Annotated in this window: 14 protein-coding genes; 6 read left to right on the top strand and 8 right to left on the bottom strand. The window is 65.1% G+C overall.

Annotated elements, in window-relative coordinates; translation table 11 throughout:
• Positions 1-82 precede the first annotated feature (82 nt).
• Positions 83-2,188 (bottom strand): excinuclease ABC subunit UvrB, encoded by a 2,106-nt coding sequence (uvrB, locus tag PSQ40_RS06070; protein WP_273949687.1) that lies wholly within the window; start codon positions 2,186-2,188, stop codon positions 83-85.
• A 122-nt stretch (positions 2,189-2,310) separates the two neighbouring features.
• Between uvrB and PSQ40_RS06065 the strand changes: the two genes are divergently transcribed.
• Positions 2,311-3,507 (top strand): amino acid aminotransferase, encoded by a 1,197-nt coding sequence (locus PSQ40_RS06065; protein WP_273949685.1) that lies wholly within the window; start codon positions 2,311-2,313, stop codon positions 3,505-3,507.
• Positions 3,508-3,632: 125 nt separating this feature from the next.
• Here PSQ40_RS06065 and ygiD read toward each other — a convergent pair whose 3' ends face one another.
• Complete coding sequence (ygiD, locus tag PSQ40_RS06060) at positions 3,633-4,469, bottom strand: 4,5-DOPA-extradiol-dioxygenase (protein WP_273949683.1); 837 nt, start codon at positions 4,467-4,469, stop codon at positions 3,633-3,635.
• Positions 4,470-4,689: 220 nt separating this feature from the next.
• On the opposite strand from ygiD, the gene PSQ40_RS06055 reads away from it, so the two are divergent.
• Positions 4,690-6,213, top strand: a complete 1,524-nt coding sequence (locus PSQ40_RS06055) for a polyhydroxyalkanoate depolymerase (protein ID WP_273949682.1) — start codon at positions 4,690-4,692, stop codon at positions 6,211-6,213.
• A gap of 10 nt (positions 6,214-6,223) precedes the next feature.
• On the top strand, positions 6,224-6,904 hold the full coding sequence (gene rsxB, locus PSQ40_RS06050) for an electron transport complex subunit RsxB (RefSeq protein WP_409338560.1): 681 nt from the start codon (positions 6,224-6,226) through the stop codon (positions 6,902-6,904).
• A gap of 117 nt (positions 6,905-7,021) precedes the next feature.
• Here rsxB and PSQ40_RS06045 read toward each other — a convergent pair whose 3' ends face one another.
• Positions 7,022-8,407 carry a methyl-accepting chemotaxis protein gene (locus PSQ40_RS06045; RefSeq protein ID WP_409338559.1) on the bottom strand — a complete coding sequence of 462 codons (1,386 nt, stop codon included), beginning with the start codon at positions 8,405-8,407 and terminating at the stop codon, positions 7,022-7,024.
• An 856-nt stretch (positions 8,408-9,263) separates the two neighbouring features.
• On the opposite strand from PSQ40_RS06045, the gene PSQ40_RS06040 reads away from it, so the two are divergent.
• A complete protein-coding gene (locus PSQ40_RS06040; RefSeq protein ID WP_273949678.1) occupies positions 9,264-9,518 on the top strand; it encodes a hypothetical protein in 255 nt (84 codons plus the stop codon).
• A gap of 101 nt (positions 9,519-9,619) precedes the next feature.
• On the opposite strand, the gene PSQ40_RS06035 is transcribed toward PSQ40_RS06040, so the two are convergent.
• From PSQ40_RS06035 to scpA, 5 genes are all read right to left on the bottom strand, one after another.
• Positions 9,620-10,111 carry a VOC family protein gene (locus tag PSQ40_RS06035; protein ID WP_273949677.1) on the bottom strand — a complete coding sequence of 164 codons (492 nt, stop codon included), beginning with the start codon at positions 10,109-10,111 and terminating at the stop codon, positions 9,620-9,622.
• 193 nt (positions 10,112-10,304) lie between these two features.
• The gene (locus tag PSQ40_RS06030; RefSeq protein WP_273949676.1) at positions 10,305-12,353 is read right to left on the bottom strand and encodes an acetyl/propionyl/methylcrotonyl-CoA carboxylase subunit alpha; all 2,049 of its coding nucleotides are present in this window, start codon (positions 12,351-12,353) and stop codon (positions 10,305-10,307) included.
• Positions 12,354-12,385: 32 nt separating this feature from the next.
• Positions 12,386-13,918 carry an acyl-CoA carboxylase subunit beta gene (locus tag PSQ40_RS06025; RefSeq protein ID WP_273949674.1) on the bottom strand — a complete coding sequence of 511 codons (1,533 nt, stop codon included), beginning with the start codon at positions 13,916-13,918 and terminating at the stop codon, positions 12,386-12,388.
• A gap of 43 nt (positions 13,919-13,961) precedes the next feature.
• On the bottom strand, positions 13,962-14,975 hold the full coding sequence (gene meaB / locus PSQ40_RS06020; protein WP_273949672.1) for a methylmalonyl Co-A mutase-associated GTPase MeaB: 1,014 nt from the start codon (positions 14,973-14,975) through the stop codon (positions 13,962-13,964).
• The gene (gene scpA / locus PSQ40_RS06015) at positions 14,972-17,173 is read right to left on the bottom strand and encodes a methylmalonyl-CoA mutase (RefSeq protein ID WP_273949670.1); all 2,202 of its coding nucleotides are present in this window, start codon (positions 17,171-17,173) and stop codon (positions 14,972-14,974) included. Before scpA ends, meaB begins: the two co-directional genes overlap by 4 nt.
• 120 nt (positions 17,174-17,293) lie before the next feature.
• On the opposite strand from scpA, the gene PSQ40_RS06010 reads away from it, so the two are divergent.
• Complete coding sequence (locus PSQ40_RS06010) at positions 17,294-17,929, top strand: GntR family transcriptional regulator (RefSeq protein ID WP_273949668.1); 636 nt, start codon at positions 17,294-17,296, stop codon at positions 17,927-17,929.
• A 100-nt stretch (positions 17,930-18,029) separates the two neighbouring features.
• Positions 18,030-18,560 carry a DUF1269 domain-containing protein gene (locus PSQ40_RS06005; RefSeq protein WP_273949666.1) on the top strand — a complete coding sequence of 177 codons (531 nt, stop codon included), beginning with the start codon at positions 18,030-18,032 and terminating at the stop codon, positions 18,558-18,560.
• Positions 18,561-18,562 lie beyond the last annotated feature (2 nt).

Here is an 18,562-nt window from a genome sequence, read left to right as displayed (position 1 = left end):
AAGCCAATGTATTCACTCGGGTAAGTGAACGAGGTAGTCACAATTTAGCTTCATTCGTAGAAAACACAAGCCCTGCGCTCGACTATTTTTTGGCAGGCATCAGCACGATGTTGTCGGAGCCCGCGGCGCCAAAGGCCCGCTCGCGCAGCAGCGCCAATTGGTCGCGGGCGCGGGCGGCCTTCTCGAACTCGAGGTTGCGGGCGTGTTCGAGCATTTCCTTCTCGAGTCGCTTGATCTCGCGGCCCACATCCTTTTCGCTGAGCTCCTCCACGCGGGCCCGCTGCAGCGCGGACTGCTCAAGCTTCTCGGCCTCGCGCCCACTTTTCTCGCTGTAGACGCCGTCAATCAGGTCCCGCACCTGCTTGACAATGCTGCGCGGCGTGATGCCGTGGGCTTCGTTGTAGGCGATCTGCTTGAGCCGGCGCCGCTCGGTCTCTCCCATGGCCTTCTTCATCGACTCGGTGATGCGGTCGGCGTAGAGGATGGCGCGCCCGTTCAGGTTGCGCGCGGCGCGCCCGATGGTCTGGATCAACGAGCGCTCAGCGCGCAGGAACCCCTCCTTGTCGGCATCCAGGATGGCCACCAGCGAGACCTCGGGAATGTCCAGCCCCTCGCGCAGCAGGTTGATGCCCACCAGCACGTCAAACGTGCCCAGGCGCAGGTCGCGCAGGATCTCCACCCGCTCCACCGTGTCCACATCGCTGTGCAGGTAGCGCACCTTGACGCCGTTGTCGGTGAGGTAGTCGGTCAACTGCTCGGCCATGCGCTTGGTCAGCGTGGTGATCAACACCCGCTCGTTCTTCTCGACCCGGATGCGGATCTCCTGCAGCACATCGTCCACCTGGTGGGTTGCCGGGCGCACCTCGACCACCGGATCGACCAGGCCGGTGGGGCGCACCACCTGCTCAACCACCTGCCCGGCGTGGTCGATTTCGTACTGCGCCGGCGTGGCCGAGACAAAGATGATCTGGCGCATGCGCTTCTCAAACTCTTCGAACTTGAGCGGCCGGTTGTCCAACGCCGAGGGCAGGCGAAAGCCGTACTCCACCAGGGTCGTCTTGCGCGCCCGGTCGCCGTTGTACATGCCGCCCAACTGACCGATCAGAACGTGGCTCTCGTCAAGGAACATCACCGCATCGGCGGGCATGTAGTCGGTCAGGGTGGACGGTGGCTCACCGGGCGCCGCGCCCGACAGGTGCCGGGTGTAGTTTTCAATGCCCTTGCAATGCCCGACTTCGCTGAGCATCTCCAGGTCGAAGCGCGTGCGTTGCTCCAGGCGTTGGGCCTCGACCAGCTTGCCCATGCCCACCAGTTCCTTGAGGCGCTCGGACAACTCGAGCTTGATGGTCTCCACCGCCGCCAGCACGCGGTCGCGCGGGGTCACATAGTGGCTCGACGGGTAGACCGTGAAGCGCGGGATCTTCTGCCGGATGCGGCCGGTCAGCGGGTCGAACAGCTGCAGCGACTCGATCTCCTCGTCAAACAGCTCGATGCGCAGGGCCAGTTCGCTGTGTTCGGCCGGGAACACATCGATGGTGTCGCCGCGCACGCGGAACTTGCCGCGCCCAAACTCCATGTCGTTGCGCTGGTACTGCATGCGGATCAGCTGCGCGATGATGTCGCGCTGGCCCAGCGTGTCGCCGGTGCGCAGCGTCATCACCATGCGGTGGTAGCTCTCGGGCTCGCCGATGCCGTAGATGGCCGACACGGTGGCCACGATCACCACGTCGCGGCGCTCGATGATGCTCTTGGTGCAGCTCAGGCGCATCTGCTCGATGTGCTCGTTGATCGCCGAGTCCTTCTCGATGAACAGGTCGCGCTGCGGCACATAGGCCTCGGGCTGGTAGTAGTCGTAGTAGCTGACGAAGTACTCCACCGCGTTCTTGGGGAAGAACTCGCGGAACTCGCTGTACAACTGGGCCGCCAGGGTCTTGTTGGGGGCGAACACAATCGCCGGCCGCCCCAGGCGCGCGATCACATTGGCCATGGTGAAGGTCTTGCCCGATCCGGTCACGCCCAGCAGGGTCTGGAACACCTCGCCATCGCGCACCCCCTCGACCAGTTGCGCGATCGCCGTGGGCTGGTCACCGGCCGGCGGATAGGGCTGAAACAGCTCGAACGGCGAGTCGGGGAAACGGACAAACTCGCCCTTGGACGGTTCGGGCAGCACTTCGGAGAGGTCGGACATGGTGCGCAATGTGTGAGGTTGTAGAGCCAGGTGCTGGCCCTGCGGCTAAAATTCAAGCCAATCCGCCAGCGTAACCCAGCCGGCCGATTGCCGCTACTGACAACCTCTCAAGGACTTTTTTCATGTCTCTCTTCACGGCCGTCGAAATGGCCCCCCGCGACCCGATCCTGGGCCTCAACGAGCAATTTGCCGCCGACAGCAACCCCAACAAGGTCAACCTCGGCGTGGGCGTTTATTTCGACGACAACGGCAAGCTGCCCCTGCTGGAATGCGTGCAGGCCGCTGAAAAAGCCATGATGGAAAAGCCCTCGGCCCGTGGCTACCTGCCCATCGACGGCATCGCGGCCTACGACGCTGCCGTCAAGAGCCTGGTGTTCGGTGCGGACTCCGAGCCCGTCACCTCGGGCCGCGTGGCCACCGTGCAAGGCATCGGCGGCACCGGCGGCCTGAAGATCGGCGCTGACTTCCTCAAGCGCGTCAGCCCCAACGCCAAGGTCCTGATCTCGGACCCGAGCTGGGAAAACCACCGCGCCCTGTTCACCAACGCCGGTTTCGCCGTCGACACCTACGCCTACTACGACGCTGACAAGCGCGGCGTGAACTTCGACGGCATGCTGGCCTCGCTGAACTCAGCCGCCGCCGGCACCATCGTCGTGTTGCACGCTTGCTGCCACAACCCGACCGGCTACGACATCACCGCCGCCCAATGGGACCAAGTGATCGCTGTCGTGAAGGCCAAGAACCTGACCGCCTTCCTGGACATGGCCTACCAAGGCTTTGGCCACGGCATCGCCGAAGACGGCGCCGTGATCGGCAAGTTCGTGGCCGCGGGCCTGAGCTTCTTCGTCTCGACCTCGTTCTCCAAGAGCTTCAGCCTCTACGGCGAACGCGTGGGCGCCCTGTCGGTGCTGTGCGCCGACAAGGAAGAAGCCTCGCGCGTGCTGTCGCAACTGAAGATCGTGATCCGCACCAACTACTCCAACCCGCCGATCCACGGTGGCGCGGTGGTGGCCGCAGTGCTGGGCAACCCCGAACTGCGCGCCCTGTGGGAGAAGGAACTCGGCGAGATGCGCGTGCGCATCAAGGCCATGCGTCAAAAGCTGGTCGACGGCCTGAAGGCCGCAGGCGTGCAACAAGACATGAGCTTCATCACGACCCAGATCGGCATGTTCAGCTACTCCGGCCTGAGCAAGGACCAGATGGTTCGCCTGCGCACCGAGTTCGGCGTCTATGGCACCGACACGGGCCGCATGTGCGTGGCAGCGCTGAACAGCAAGAACATCGACTACGTCTGCCAAGCCATCGCCAAGGTGGTCTGAGTCGGGCACCGGTCACCCGGGTCACCGGGCCGCTGCGCCCGGTGGCACCGTGGCCCCACCAGCCGCCTTCGGGCGGCTTTTTTGTGCCTGCCTGTCTGGCAGGGCGGCCTGCGGCCCGGCCCGGCTCAACCCCAGACCACCGAGCGCATCGAGATCGCGGCGAACTGAAAGCCGTTGTTGAAGAAGCGCGGCATCTCGCGGGGTTCGACCGCACCGGCCGCCACCAGCAAAGGCCAGTAGTGCTCGGCGGTGGGGTGGGCCATGCGCGCCACCGCGCCCAATGACTCGTAGCCGGCAAGGGCCGCGAGTTCACCCCGCAGCAGCTGCCCCTGCACATGGGCATCGAACTCCCGGGCCCAGTCAAACGCCTGCTCGGGCGGGGCATCGCGGCGCACGGCCCGCAGGTTGTGCACGATGTTGCCACTGCCCACGATCAACACACCCCGCTCCCGCAAACCCTTGAGCTGCTGCCCCAGGGCGAAGTGCTCGGCAGGGCTGCGGTTCGCGTCCAGGCTCAGTTGCATGACCGGGATGTCGGCGGCCGGGAACATCGGCTTGAGCACCGACCAGGTGCCGTGGTCCAACCCCCACTGGTCTTGATCAAGCTGCACCGCCGTGGGCTGCAGGTGCTGCTGGATGTCGCGCGCGGCCGCGGGCCAGCCAGGCGCGGGGTACTGTTGGTCGAACAAGGCCTGTGGAAAGCCGCCAAAGTCATGGATGGTTTTGGGCCGCTCCATGGCTGTCAGCCAGCTGCCCCGGCTGACCCAGTGCGCCGAGATGCACAGGATCAGCCGGGGCTTGGCTTCGCGGCGCCCCAGTTCGGTGCCCAGCGCCGCCCAGGCGCGGCGGTAGGGACCGTCTTCGATGGCGTTCAGCGGGCTGCCGTGCCCCACAAACAGCACCGGCAGGCGCGGGGTCTTGGGCAAAGCCCGCAGGACTGGCGCGGCGGCAGCCAGGTTCATGTTCGACACTCCTATCGAGGTGCTCAGCGCCAGCGCCGAGGAAATCAAAGATCTTCTTTTCATGTGAACGCCCATTTTCATGACCCATGAGCAGAGATCTGACGGCGTCACAAGTTCCATCCTGCCAAATCCTGCACCGCATTGGTGTTTGTCCTCCAGACAAAACCGCCCTTCTGCTGGTATATTGCTGCACTGCAACATAACGAATTCGGGTCCCCCCATGCTTTACCAAGTCTATGAAACCCAACGCTCCCTGATGGAGCCGTTTTCCGATTTCGCCCAGGCCGCAGCCAAAATGCTGAACAACCCGGTCTTTCCGCTGAGCCAAGTGCCTTTTGCGCAGCGACTGTCCGCGGGCTACGACCTGATGTACCGACTGGGCAAGGACTACGAGAAACCCGTTTTTGGCATCAACACCGTCGATGTGGATGGCGTGGGCGTGGCGATCCACGAGCGCATCGAGATCGACAAGCCGTTCTGCGAACTGCGCCGCTTCAAGCGCTTCTCCGACGATCCCGCCACGCTGACCAAGCTCAAGGGGCAGCCCGTGGTGCTGATCGTGGCGCCGCTGTCGGGCCACTACGCCACCCTGCTGCGCGACACCGTGCGCACCATGCTCAAGGACCACAAGGTCTACATCACCGACTGGAAAAACGCCCGCCTGGTGCCCCTGGCCGACGGCGAGTTCCACCTCGATGACTACGTCAACTACGTGCAGGACTTCATCCGTCACCTGCAAGGCGCCTACGGCAACTGCCATGTGATCAGCGTCTGCCAGCCCACCGTGCCGGTGTTGGCGGCGGTGTCGCTGATGGCCTCGCGCGGCGAGACCACGCCCCTGTCGATGACCATGATGGGGGGCCCCATCGACGCCAGCAAATCGCCCACGGCGGTCAACAACCTCGCCACCAACAAGAGCTACGAGTGGTTTGAGAACAATGTGATCTACCGCGTGCCGCACAACTTCCCTGGCGCAGGCCGCCGGGTCTACCCGGGCTTCCTGCAGCACACCGGTTTTGTGGCCATGAATCCGGACCGCCACGCCACCAGCCACTACGACTACTTCAAGGACCTGATCAAGGGTGATGACGCCAGCGTCGAAGCCCACCGCAAGTTCTATGACGAGTACAACGCGGTGCTGGACATGGACGCGGACTACTACCTCGAGACCATCAAGACCGTGTTCCAGGACTTCAAGCTGGTCAACGGCACCTGGGACGTGCGCAGCCCCGAGGGCAAGATCGAGCGCGTGCGCCCGCAAGACATCGTGACCACGGCCCTGTTGACGGTCGAAGGCGAGCTGGACGACATCTCGGGTTCGGGCCAGACCGCGGCCGCCCATGACCTGTGCGCCAGCATCCCCAGCGACCAGCACAAGCACCTCGAAGCCAAGGGCGCCGGCCACTACGGCATCTTCAGTGGCCGCCGTTGGCGCGAGATCGTGTACCCGGTGGTCAAGCGCTTCATCCTGGAACGCCAAGCCCCCGCCAAGGCCCCTGTGGTGAACAGTGCGCCGCAGGCCCCCAGTGCCCCGGCGGCGGCCGCAGCGCCTGTGATTGCGCCCACCGCGCCCGCCGTGGCCGCGGCTGTGGCGCCGGCGGAACCGGCTACCCCAGCCACCCCGACCGTGGCCACCCCGCGCTCGGCGGCCAGCCGCAAGCAAGGTCAGACCGCCCGCAGCAGCAGCCAACCCGCGGCCAGCGCACGCCGCAGCAGCCGCGGCGGCAGCCCCAAGAAGGGTTGAGCTGACGGTGCTGGTTTCGCTGTTTGAACAACTGCATGCGGCCCTGCCGCAAACGCAGTGCACCCGCTGTGGCTACCCCGACTGCGCGGCTTATGCCGAGGCCATGGCCTCGGCGCAGGCCGACATCAACCAATGCCCACCCGGCGGCGCCGAGGGCGTGGCACGGCTGGCAGCCCTGACGGGGCGCCCTGCCCGCCCCCTGTCGCCTGAACACGGCACCGAGGGCCCACGGCAGGTGGCCTTCATCGACGAGGCCTGGTGCATTGGTTGCACGCTGTGCCTCAAAGCCTGCCCGACCGACGCCATCGTCGGCAGCAACAAGCAGATGCACACCGTGATCGAGTCCGAATGCACCGGCTGCGAGCTGTGCATCCCGGTGTGCCCGGTGGACTGCATCGAACTTGAAAACGCCAGTGGCACACTGACCGGCTGGGCCGCCTGGTCCGAAGCCCAGGCACAGCAGGCCCTGCAACGCTACCAGCAACGCCAGACCCGCACGGCGCGCGAGCAGGCCGAGAACGAGGCCCGGCTGCGCCACGAGGCCGAGGCCAAGCTCAAGGACATGGCGGCCCATTCGCGCCTCACGGATCCGGCCGTGCTTGAGCGCAAACGGGCGCTGATCGAAGCCGCGCTGGCCAAGTCACGTGCCCAACGTCAGGCCGTGTCCGGCGAAGACGCACCGCCCGCTTGAACGGTGCCCTGCCAAGGCCTTTTTGAGACCGCCAAGGCCCGCGCACTCACCGAGCCTGAGCCGGCCCCCCTGGCAACCAGGGGCGCGAGCCACCGGCAGCGCCCCACCTGCAGCCCATCAAGACCCGGCCAAAGACTTGTAGACGCCGCAGCCCACGTACAGGCCTTTGAACGCCTGCACATAGGACATCTTGGTCTGCATCAGCCCTGTGGCCGGGTTGTTGATGTCGTATTCGACCCAGCCCGCGCCCCGCTGAGCGCTTTCAATGATGCGGTCCAGCAGCACCTGGCCGTCGATGCCCGGCAAGTCCTGCACCCGTGTCCCCACTCGGGCCGGTTGGCCGCCAAAGGCCCGGTAGGTACCGGCCTCATCCAAGGCAAACACGTACATGTCGCGGTCGTGGTAGGGCTGGGCCGGGTCGCTGACCTGGCGCAAGAAGGCCTCCACCGACGTGCTCTGCGCCAAGGCCATGGCGCGGTGCACCAGGGCCTCGGCCTCGTCGGCCGTGCCTTGTTGCAGCACGAAGGACGACACCGACTGGGCCAGCGTGGCGGCGCGGTGCTCCAACGACACCGTCTCCTGCACCGACGACTCGACCATCTGTGCATTGCGCTGGGTGATCTGGTCGAGTTGCTGCACCGCGAGGGTGATCTCGCTGAGGCCGGCACTCTGCTCCGAGCTCAGGGCCGAGATCTCGGCCATGCTGCCGGCCACCGAGCGGATGCCCTCGGTGATGTGCTTCATGCTGTCGCCTGCCGCACGGATCAGGGCCACGCTGGCCTCCACCTGCTCCGACGAGGCACTGATGAGCTGGCGGATCTCGCGCGCCGACGCGGCCGAGCGCTGGGCCAGCGAGCGCACCTCGGCCGCCACCACCGCAAAGCCACGCCCTTGCTCGCCGGCCCGTGCGGCTTCCACCGCCGCATTGAGGGCTAGGATGTTGGTCTGGAAAGCCAGGCTGTCAATCACGCCGATGATCTCGCCCATCTTGCTGGCGCTGCTCTGAACCCCTTCCACCGAGGCCACGGCCCGCCCCATGGCCGAGGCGCCCGCCTCCGCGGCATCCCGCACCTGGGCGGCGCGCTGGTTGGCCTGCTGGGCGATGCCCGCGTTGTTCTCCACCGTGCTGGCCAGTTCCTCAACGCTGGCCGCAGTTTGCTCCAGGTTGGCCGCCTGCTGTTCGGTGCGGTCCGACAGGTCTTTGCTGCCGGCCGCCAGGCTGCCCCCTGCGTGGGACACCAGGGCCGCGTTGCTGCGCACATCGGCCACCATGCCCGACAGCGTGCGGGTCATCTTGAGCAGCAAACCCGCCAGTTCGGCCAGTTCATCGCGCCCGGCCACAGTGACCTTGACGCGCAAGGAACCCTGGGCCACTGAATGCATGGCATCGATGACCTCGCGGAAATTGATCACGAAGCTGCGGTAGAACGCTCCCAGCAGGTACAGGAGCAGGCCCATGCCAGCGAAGATGACCACAAAAACGATCCACAGTTGCTGCCGGATGTCTTGGGCGCGCGCACCCAGTCGGCTGTCAATGCGGTTCAGCACACGAACCCCGTACTGACCCGCGTCATCGATCGCCTGGGTTCCCTGGGCGAAGTAGTCCGCCGACGGCATGCGCGGCTCCGCGACGCCGCCAGAGCGGGGAAATGACTTTGTGGCGAGGGCGAGGAAAGCCTGACTGCTCTTGAGCGAGCCCTCGTCGCTGAGATCGGTTTCCTGCCGAGCGCCCATCAGTTGCATGGAGAAACGCAGGTCGGCCAATTCGCTGTTGAGCGCGTCGATCTGCGACTGCAAGCGCCCCAGGTTCACGGGGTCGGGCTGGGATTGGCTCAGCACCCCAGCCCCGCTGCCACGCAACTGGCCCAGGCGTTCGGTCCATGGAATCACCCGCGACACGGCCATGTCAATCAACAGGTAGGTCGCTGGATCCGGGTCAAAAAGAAGACCCGAGCGCTCGCCGACGGCATAGGCAAAGCGGCGCAGGTCATCGATCGCTGCCGAATGTTCGGAAAAAGCCGCTTGTCGCTCGGCCTGGCGCAGGGTGGGCAAGGCCTCGACACGCGCCATGACGCGCGTCCATTCCGCCTCCAGCCCGAGACCCGACGCACGCAAGGCGCGCTGGGACTCGCCCAAGGCCTGACGCAGCCGTCCCCCCGTCTGGTCGAGCGCGGAGGCGGCCGCAGCATTGCCCGACAACAGCATGTTGGTCTGCCCTCGGTGCTTTTGAGCCTCTTGGGTGAGCTTGAACAAAGGATCGAGCACCGTCACCCCCGCCTGCTCGCCCGCGATGAACACCTGATCGTCCTGCACGCGCTGCAACAACTGCCAGCACACCAGAATCAGGGGCACGAGCAGCATGGCGGACAACCAAAGCAGCTTGGATGGCAAACGCATGCGGAGCATCAAGGCCATGCCCGGACGCCAGAAAGCGGCAAAAGTCATACTCACCCCTAATTATTTTTGCGGTTTTGAGCCTGAATTTTGGCCTATTCGTGCCGAAAAACACGCAGGCTTGGCACTGAAAAACACCCGTGCTTACCCTGAACGCCGTGTTCAACAGTCGCCAACAGGACAGACTTCATCGAAAGTCGAACAAAAACAACAAATATGACCTCGCGCCGCCGCACCGCCGCTAGGCCCGCTCAAACCTCAAACCTCAAACCTCAAACCTCAAACCTCAAACCTCAAACCTCAAACCTCAAACCTCAAACCTCAAGCCGGGGTCGACGGCGCGGCCGCCAGCGCGGCAAAGGCCTGCACCACCTCCGGCGGGGCCTGCACCAGTTCGATCAGCACCCCCTCGCCCGAGATCGGGAACTCGTCATTGCCCTTGGGATGCAGGAAGCAAATGTCGAAGCCCGCCGCGCCCCGGCGGATGCCGCCCGGGGCAAAGCGCACGCCCTGTGCGGTGAGCCATTGAACCGCCTGCGGCAGGTCGTCAATCCACAGGCCGATGTGGTTCAGCGGGGTGGCGTGCACAGCGGGCTTTTTGTCGGCATCGAGCGGCTGCATCAAATCCACCTCGACCTTGAACGGGCCACTGCCGATGGCGCAGATGTCCTCGTCCACGTTCTCACGTTCGCTGCGGAAGGTGCCCGTCACACTCAGCCCCAGCATCTCCACCCACAGCTTCTGCAGTTTGAGTTTGTCGAGGCCACCGATGGCGATTTGCTGGACCCCCAGCACTTGAAAAGGACGTGTCATGCTTGTTGCTTCTTTCTCTCACTGAACAAAGGGCTGGTCAGCCCGGGCACGGGTGCAGGCGCCATGGGCCATCGAGTCGCCCCATGGGCCCGGCACAGCGGCGGGTCCCGCCAGGCCGCAGGGAGGGGACCCGGGCCTGCACCGGCCGGCCCCCACCGCAGGGGCGCCCCACCGGGCGGCCCGGGACAGGCCCTCAGACGAACTCGAGGATCACCTGGTCCACAGCCAGGGACTCGCCCTTGCCCGCCAGCACCTTGCCGACCACGCCATCTTGGGCGGCGAACAGGATGTTCTCCATCTTCATGGCTTCGATCACCGCCAGCTTCTCACCCGCCTGCACGGTCTGCCCCGGCTGCACCGCGACGTCCACCAGCAGACCCGGCATCGGCGACAGCAGGAACTTGCTGAGGTCTGGCGGGGCCTTGTAGGGCATGAGCTTGTGCAGCTCGGCACCGCGCGGCGACAGCACCAGGGCTTCGATCTGGGTGCCGTTGTGCGACACGCGCAGGGCCAGCGGGTTCTTGCCCGCGCCACGCTCCACCTGGGCGGTGAAAGGGGCGCCATTGACCTGGCCTTCGATGCGGATCGCGCCCAGGCGTGAGGCGCTGCTGAGCTGGTAGCTGCGCTCGCCGACGGTGACCACGGCGCTGAGGCCTTGCTCGTCCAGATCGGTCACGCTGACAGCCTGCTGCTGGTGCTGGCCTTGCTTGTCGAGCACCACGACCACAAAAGCCTTGCCCACCTTGACACCGTGGCCCTCAAGCTGCCCCGAAATGCCCGAGGCACGGCTGCGGTAACGGCGGTTCTGGAACGCGGCCAGCGCGACCAGGAAGGCCGGATCGCTGTGCGGCACGTCTTCGGCGAAGAAGCCCTTGCCGTAGTTTTCGGCGATGAAACCGGTGTTGAAGTCCCCGGTGACGAACTTGGGGTGCGCCAGCAGAGCGGCCTGGAACGGGATGTTGCTGCTGATGCCGCGGATCACAAAGCCGTTCAGGGCTTCGCGCATCTTGGCAATCGCGTCGGTGCGATCGCGGCCATGCACGATGAGCTTGGCGATCATCGAGTCATAGAACATCGGGATCTCGCCGCCGTCGGTCACGCCCGTGTCCACGCGCACGCCATACAGCGCGTCGGTGTTGCTCTGGAACATGGTCTCGGGCGGGGTCTGGAAGCGCACCAGGCGACCGGTCGAGGGCAGGAAGTTGCGGAACGGGTCTTCGGCATTGATGCGGCACTCGATGGCCCAACCATCGCGTTTCACATCGGCCTGGGTCAGGGGCAGCTTCTCGCCGGCGGCCACGCGGATCATCAGCTCGACCAGATCGAGGCCGGTGATGCACTCGGTGACCGGGTGCTCCACCTGCAGCCGGGTGTTCATCTCGAGGAAGTAGAAATCCTGGTCCTTGCCGACCACGAACTCCACCGTGCCGGCCGACTGGTACTTGACGGCCTTGGCCAGCGCCACGGCCTGCTCGCCCATGGCTTGGCGGGTGGCTTCGCTGATGAAGGGGCTCGGCGCCTCCTCGATCACCTTCTGGTGGCGGCGCTGGATCGAGCATTCACGCTCGTTGAGGTAGATCACATTGCCGTGGCTGTCGCCGAGGATCTGGATCTCGATGTGGCGCGGCTCCTGCACGAACTTCTCGATGAAGATGCGGTCATCGCCAAAGCTGTTGCGGGCTTCGTTCTGGCAGCTGGCAAAGCCGTCGAAGGCTTCCTTGTCGTTGAAGGCCACGCGCAGGCCCTTGCCGCCGCCGCCGGCCGAAGCCTTGATCATCACAGGGTAGCCAATGCCACGGGCGATCTCCACCGCCTGCTCGGGGCCACTGATGGCGTCGTTGTAGCCGGGAATGGTGTTGACCTTGGCCTCGTTGGCCAGCTTCTTGGAGGCGATCTTGTCGCCCATGGCGGCGATCGAGAAATGGCGCGGGCCAATGAAGGCCATGCCCTCGTCCTCGACGCGTTTGGCAAAGGCCTCGTTCTCGCTCAAGAAGCCGTAGCCCGGGTGGATGGCCTCGGCGCCAGTGGCCTTGGCCGCGGCAATGATCTTGTCGGCCACCAGGTAGCTTTCGCGGCTGGGCGCCGGGCCCAGCAGCACGGCCTCGTCGGCCAGGGCCACATGGCGGGCTTCCTTGTCGGCTTCAGAGTAGACGGCGACCGTCTGGATGCCCATTTTTTTGGCGGTGGCGATGACGCGGCAGGCGATCTCGCCGCGATTGGCAATCAGAATCTTCTTAAACATGGTGCGTTTCCTGTTCTTGTTCTGGCGGTCGATCAGAGCGGGATGTTGCCGTGCTTGCGCCACGGGTTCTCAAGCTTCTTGTCTTTGAGCATGGCCAGCGAGCGGCAGATGCGCTTGCGGGTCTCGGAGGGCAGGATCACGTCGTCGATGAAGCCGCGGGCCCCCGCCACAAACGGGTTGGCAAAGCGGGCCTTGTACTCGGCTTCCTTGGCGGCCAGCTTGGCTGGGTCGCCCTTGTCCTCGCGGAAGATGATCTCGACCGCGCCCTTGGCGCCCATCACTGCGATTTCAGCGTTGGGCCAGGCGAAGTTGACGTCACCGCGCAGGTGCTTGGAGGCCATCACGTCGTAGGCGCCGCCATAGGCCTTGCGGGTGATGACGGTGATCTTGGGCACGGTGCACTCGGCGTAGGCGTAGAGCAGCTTGGCGCCGTGCTTGATGATGCCGCCGTACTCCTGGGATGTGCCGGGCATGAAGCCGGGCACGTCAACAAAGGTCACCACCGGGATGTTGAAGGCATCGCAGAAGCGCACAAAGCGCGCCGCCTTGATCGAACTCTTGATGTCCAGGCAACCGGCCAGCACCAGCGGCTGGTTGGCCACGATGCCCACGGTCTGGCCATCCATGCGCGCAAAGCCAATGAGGATGTTCTTGGCGTACTCGGGTTGCAGCTCGAAGAAGTCGCCGTCGTCCACGGTTTTGACGATCAGCTCCTTCATGTCGTAGGGCTTGTTCGGGTTCTCGGGCACCAGGGTGTCCAGGCTGAGTTCGCGGCGATCCACCGGGTCACCGCTCTTGCGCACGGGGGCTTTTTCGCGGTTGTTGAGCGGCAGGTAGTTGTAGAGGCGGCGCAGCATCATCAGCGCCTCGACGTCGTTGTCAAACGCCATGTCGGCCACACCGCTCTTGGTGGTGTGGGTGATGGCGCCACCGAGTTCTTCGGCGGTGACTTCTTCGTGCGTCACGGTCTTCACGACTTCAGGGCCGGTGACGAACATGTAGGAGCTGTCCTTGACCATGAAGATGAAGTCGGTCATGGCGGGCGAGTACACCGCACCACCGGCCGACGGGCCCATGATCATGCTGATCTGCGGGATCACGCCGCTGGCCAGCACGTTCTTCTGGAACACATCGGCGTAACCGCCCAGCGACGCCACCCCCTCCTGGATGCGGGCGCCGCCCGAGTCGTTGAGGCCGATCACCGGGGCGCCCACCTTCATGGCCTGGTCCATGATCTTGCAGATCTTCTCGGCGTGGGCTTCGGACAGGGCACCGCCAAAAACGGTGAAGTCCTGGCTGAACACAAACACCAGGCGGCCGTTGATCATGCCGTAGCCGGTGACAACGCCGTCGCCAGGGATCTTGTTGTCGGCCATGCCAAAGTCGGCACAGCGGTGCTCGACAAACATGTCCCACTCTTCAAACGTGCCTTCGTCGAGCAGCAGCTCGAGGCGCTCGCGCGCGGTCAACTTGCCCTTGCTGTGCTGGGCGTCAATGCGCTTCTGGCCGCCACCAAGGCGGGCGGCGGCGCGCTTCTTTTCGAGTTGGTCGAGGATGTCTTGCATGGTCGTGCTCTCTCTTTGCTCCAGGGTGATTCGGGGGTCAGACTCAGTGGCCAAGGCGGCTGGCACTGAGCAGTTGGCGGGCCGCCGTCGAGGCGGGCAGGCGGCCCAGGGCCACGTCCTGCGTGAATTGGGGTAACAGGGTCTGCACCTGAGGGTGGGCCCGGAAAGCCTGCTTGAGGCCGGCATCGATGCGCTCCCACATCCACGCCAGCGCCTGGCTCTGGCGCCGGGCCTGCAAGCGGCCATTGGCGGTTTGCAGGCGGCGGAACTCGGCCACCGAGTCCCAGAAGCGGTCCACGCCCTGGCCCAACAGGGCACTGAGCTGGATCACCTGCGGGTGCCACAGGGCCTCGTCGTGGTGCGCGTGGTCGGGGTTGCCGTGCAGCCCCAGCAGGCGCAGCGACGAGGTGATCTGGGCTTGGGCCCGGGTGGCGGCGTGGACGTCGATGTCGGCCTTGTTGATGACCACCAGGTCGGCCAGCTCCATCACGCCCTTCTTGATGGCCTGCAGGTCGTCGCCCGCATTGGGCAGTTGCATCAGCACGAACATGTCGGTCATGCCGGACACCGCGGTCTCGGACTGGCCCACGCCCACGGTTTCGACAATCACCACGTCGTAGCCAGCGGCCTCGCAGACCAGCATGGCTTCGCGGGTTTTCTCGGCCACCCCGCCCAGCGTGCCACTGCTGGGACTGGGGCGGATGTAGGCGCGCTCATGCACCGACAGGTGCTCCATGCGGGTCTTGTCGCCAAGGATGGAGCCGCCCGACACGGTCGAGGACGGGTCCACCGCCAGCACCGCCACCCGGTGGCCTTGCCCGATCAGGAACAGGCCCAGGGCCTCGATGAAGGTGCTCTTGCCCACCCCCGGCACGCCACTGATGCCCAGGCGAAACGCCCGCCCGGTGTGCGGCAGCAGCGCCGTCAACAGTTCATCGGCCTGGACCCGGTGGTCCGCGCGGGTGGATTCGAGCAGCGTGATGGCCTTGGCCATGGCACGCCGCTGCACCGCCGCACTGCCCTGCAGCAGGCCGTCCAACAAAGGCAGGGAGCTCACCCTTGGGCCTTGCGGATTTGCTCCAGCACGTCCTTGGCGCTGGCAGGGATCGGGGTGCCCGGGCCGTACACGCCCTTGACACCGGCATCGAACAGGAATTCGTAGTCCTGCTTCGGGATCACGCCGCCGACAAAGACGATGATGTCGTCGGCACCCTGCTCTTTGAGCGAGGCGATGATGGCCGGCACCAGGGTTTTGTGGCCGGCGGCCAGCGTGCTGACGCCCACCGCGTGCACGTCATTCTCGATGGCCTGGCGGGCGCACTCTTCGGGGGTCTGGAACAGCGGGCCCATGTCCACATCGAAGCCCAAATCAGCAAAGGCCGTGGCCACCACCTTGGCGCCACGGTCGTGGCCGTCCTGGCCAAGCTTGGCGATCATCACGCGCGGGCGGCGGCCTTGCTCCTCGGCAAAGGCGTTGATCTCGCCCTTGAGTTTGTCCCAGCCCTCGGCCGAGTCGTAGGCAGCGGCATAGACGCCGGTCACTTTCTGCGTGTCGGCGCGGTGGCGGCCATAAACCTTCTCGAGCGCGTCGGACACCTCGCCCACCGTGGCGCGCAGGCGGATGGCCTTGATGGCCAAATCCAGCAAATTGCCCGCGCTGCTGTCGGCCGCGTCGGCATGCACCCCGGCTTCGGCGGCGGCGGTCAGCGCGTCGAGCGCGGCCTGCACAGCGGCGCCGTCGCGGGTCGCGCGGATTTGCTTCAGGCGCTCGATTTGGCCGTCGCGCACCTTGACGTTGTCCACTTCCAAAATGTCGATGGTGTCTTCGGTCTTGAGCTTGTACTTGTTGACGCCGACGATGACGTCCTTGCCCGAGTCGATGCGGGCCTGCTTTTCAGCCGCCGCGGCCTCGATCTTGAGCTTGGCCCAGCCGCTGTCCACAGCCTTGGTCATGCCGCCCATGGCCTCGACCTCTTCGATGATCTTCCAGGCGGCGTCGGCCATGTCCTGGGTCAGCTTTTCCATCATGTAGCTGCCGGCCCAGGGGTCGATCACGTTGGTGATGTGGGTCTCTTCCTGGATGATGAGTTGGGTGTTGCGCGCGATGCGGGCGCTGAACTCGGTGGGCAGCGCGATGGCTTCGTCAAAGCTGTTGGTGTGCAGGCTTTGCGTGCCGCCAAACACCGCGGCCATGGCCTCGATGGTGGTGCGCACCACGTTGTTGTAGGGGTCTTGCTCGGTCAGCGACCAGCCCGAGGTCTGGCAGTGGGTGCGCAGCATCAGGCTCTTGGGGTTCTTGGCGTCAAAGCCCTTCATGATGCGGCACCACAGCAGGCGGGCGGCGCGCATCTTGGCCACTTCCAGATAGAAGTTCATGCCGATGGCCCAGAAGAACGACAGGCGCCCGGCGAACTCGTCCACGTCCATGCCCTTGGCGATGGCGGTCTTCACGTACTCCTTGCCGTCGGCCAGGGTGAAGGCCAGCTCCAGCGCCTGGTTGGCGCCAGCTTCCTGCATGTGGTAGCCGCTGATGGAAATCGAGTTGAACTTCGGCATGTTCTTGGCCGTGTACTCGATGATGTCGCCGATGATCTTCATCGACGGCTGCGGCGGGTAGATGTAGGTGTTGCGCACCATGAACTCTTTCAGAATGTCGTTCTGAATGGTTCCGGACAGCTTGTCCTGGCTCACGCCCTGCTCTTCGGCGGCCACCACATAGCCGGCCAGCACCGGCAGCACGGCGCCGTTCATGGTCATGGAGACCGACACCTTATCCAGCGGAATCTGGTCGAACAGGATCTTCATGTCCTCGACCGAGTCAATCGCCACCCCAGCCTTGCCGACGTCGCCCGTCACGCGCGGGTGGTCGCTGTCATAGCCTCGGTGCGTGGCCAGGTCAAAGGCCACCGACACGCCCTGCCCGCCCGCGGCCAGGGCCTTGCGGTAAAAGGCATTCGATTCTTCGGCCGTCGAAAAACCCGCGTACTGGCGGATGGTCCAGGGACGCACCGCGTACATGGTGGCCTGCGGGCCGCGCAAGAAGGGCTCGAAGCCCGGCAGGGTGTTGGCGTACGGCAGGTTGGCGGTGTCGGCCGCGGTGTACAGCGGCTTGACGGTGATGCCGTCGGGGGTGATCCAGTTCAGGGCATTCACATCACCCCCAGGGGCCGATTTGGCGGCGGCCTTGGCCCAGGCTTCCAGGTTGCTGGAGGCGAATTCAGGGTGGCTGGGCGGGTTGGACTGGGAATCACTCATGACGGTAGCGTCTCCGAAGAATCAGGTGAGAGGGGTCAGCGGCTTGCTGTCTGCGGGCCGGATTTTACATCATTCATAATTATTGATTCAAAATATTCCACAGGCCTTACAATCGCGCCCATGGTTGCCCTCACCCTCACGCCCAAAGCCCTTTACGAAGAAGTGGCCGAACTGCTGCGCCAGCGCATCTTTCAGCGCGAGCTGGAGCCGGGCAGCTGGATCGACGAACTGAAGATTGCGCAAGAATTCGGCATCAGCCGCACGCCGCTGCGCGAGGCCATCAAGGTGCTGGCCGCCGAGGGCCTGGTCACGATGAAGGTGCGGCGTGGCGCCTATGTGACCGAGGTGAACGAAAAAGACCTGCGTGACGTGTACCACCTGCTCAGTCTGCTGGAGAGCGATGCCGCGGGCGAAGTGGCCCAGCACGCCAGCGATGCGCAACTTGACGAGCTCAACACCCTGCACGCCGAGCTCGAAGCGGCGGTGGACGACCGCGAACGCTTCTTCGAGCTCAACGAGCGCTTTCACCTGCGTGTGCTGGAGATCGCGGACAACCGCTGGCGCCTGCAAATGGTGACCGACCTGCGCAAGGTGATGAAGCTGAACCGGCACAACTCCCTGCTCAAACGGGGCCGCATCGCGGAGTCCTTGCAAGAGCACCGCGACCTCATGCAAGCCCTGGGAGCGCGCGACGGCACGGGCGCCGCGCGGCGCATGCGCACCCACTTCAGCAACGGCCTCGAAGCCGCTGCCTGAGGCCGCCCCCCTTACATCTGCGAACCCTGGGCTGGCGCGAAGGGCCAATACTGCGTTGGGTGCTGCACGTTGGTGGCAGCCAAGCACGACGCGAGACCCCATGCCTCAAAACGCCCCTTTCAGCAACGCCCTTGGCGAAGCCCATGTGTTCAAAACCCGCGACAGCGCTGAATCAGCCGTGCGCCTGCTAGGCCATGCCGGCATTGACCTGAAGCACCTTTCCCTGATCGGCAAGGGTTACCACAGCGAGGAACACCCCGTGGGCTTCTACACCCTGGGTGACCGCATCAAGACCTGGGGCGGCAACGGCGCGTTCTGGGGGGCGGTGTTTGGCATCCTGGCCGCACCGGCCATGATCCTGTTCCCTGGCATCGGCGTGGTGGCTTTTGCCGGCCCAGTGGTCAGCACGGTGATTGCGGCCCTGGAAGGCGCGGTGGCGGTCGGGGGCTTGTCGGCCTTGGGCGCCGCGCTGACCCAGGTGGGGCTCAAGCGCGAGGACGCCGTGCGCTACGAAAGCGCCATCCTGGTCGACGAGTTTGTGCTGTTGGTGCACGGCGATGTGACCCTGCAGGCCCGCGCCAACGCCATCCTGGCCGGCGCCCCCGTGCCCCCAGCGCCGCCCGCGGCCTGAAC

The sequence above is a fragment of the Curvibacter cyanobacteriorum genome, assembly GCF_028649475.1.
Taxonomy (GTDB): domain Bacteria; phylum Pseudomonadota; class Gammaproteobacteria; order Burkholderiales; family Burkholderiaceae_C; genus Curvibacter; species Curvibacter cyanobacteriorum.
This window is presented reverse-complemented; position numbering and strand designations above follow the sequence as displayed.

What these genes read in the sequence shown, in the direction of transcription:
- PSQ40_RS06065 (WP_273949685.1), top strand. Translation starts at nt 2,311, where the DNA reads ATGTCTCTCTTCACGGCCGTCGAAATGGCCCCCCGCGACCCGATCCTG.
- PSQ40_RS06055 (WP_273949682.1), top strand. Translation starts at nt 4,690, where the DNA reads ATGCTTTACCAAGTCTATGAAACCCAACGCTCCCTGATGGAGCCGTTT.
- ygiD (WP_273949683.1), bottom strand. Translation starts at nt 4,469, where the DNA reads ATGAACCTGGCTGCCGCCGCGCCAGTCCTGCGGGCTTTGCCCAAGACC.
- PSQ40_RS06005 (WP_273949666.1), top strand. Translation starts at nt 18,030, where the DNA reads ATGCCTCAAAACGCCCCTTTCAGCAACGCCCTTGGCGAAGCCCATGTG.
- PSQ40_RS06040 (WP_273949678.1), top strand. Translation starts at nt 9,264, where the DNA reads ATGGCGGACAACCAAAGCAGCTTGGATGGCAAACGCATGCGGAGCATC.
- PSQ40_RS06025 (WP_273949674.1), bottom strand. Translation starts at nt 13,918, where the DNA reads ATGCAAGACATCCTCGACCAACTCGAAAAGAAGCGCGCCGCCGCCCGC.
- PSQ40_RS06030 (WP_273949676.1), bottom strand. Translation starts at nt 12,353, where the DNA reads ATGTTTAAGAAGATTCTGATTGCCAATCGCGGCGAGATCGCCTGCCGC.
- PSQ40_RS06035 (WP_273949677.1), bottom strand. Translation starts at nt 10,111, where the DNA reads ATGACACGTCCTTTTCAAGTGCTGGGGGTCCAGCAAATCGCCATCGGT.
- PSQ40_RS06010 (WP_273949668.1), top strand. Translation starts at nt 17,294, where the DNA reads ATGGTTGCCCTCACCCTCACGCCCAAAGCCCTTTACGAAGAAGTGGCC.
- scpA (WP_273949670.1), bottom strand. Translation starts at nt 17,173, where the DNA reads ATGAGTGATTCCCAGTCCAACCCGCCCAGCCACCCTGAATTCGCCTCC.
- uvrB (WP_273949687.1), bottom strand. Translation starts at nt 2,188, where the DNA reads ATGTCCGACCTCTCCGAAGTGCTGCCCGAACCGTCCAAGGGCGAGTTT.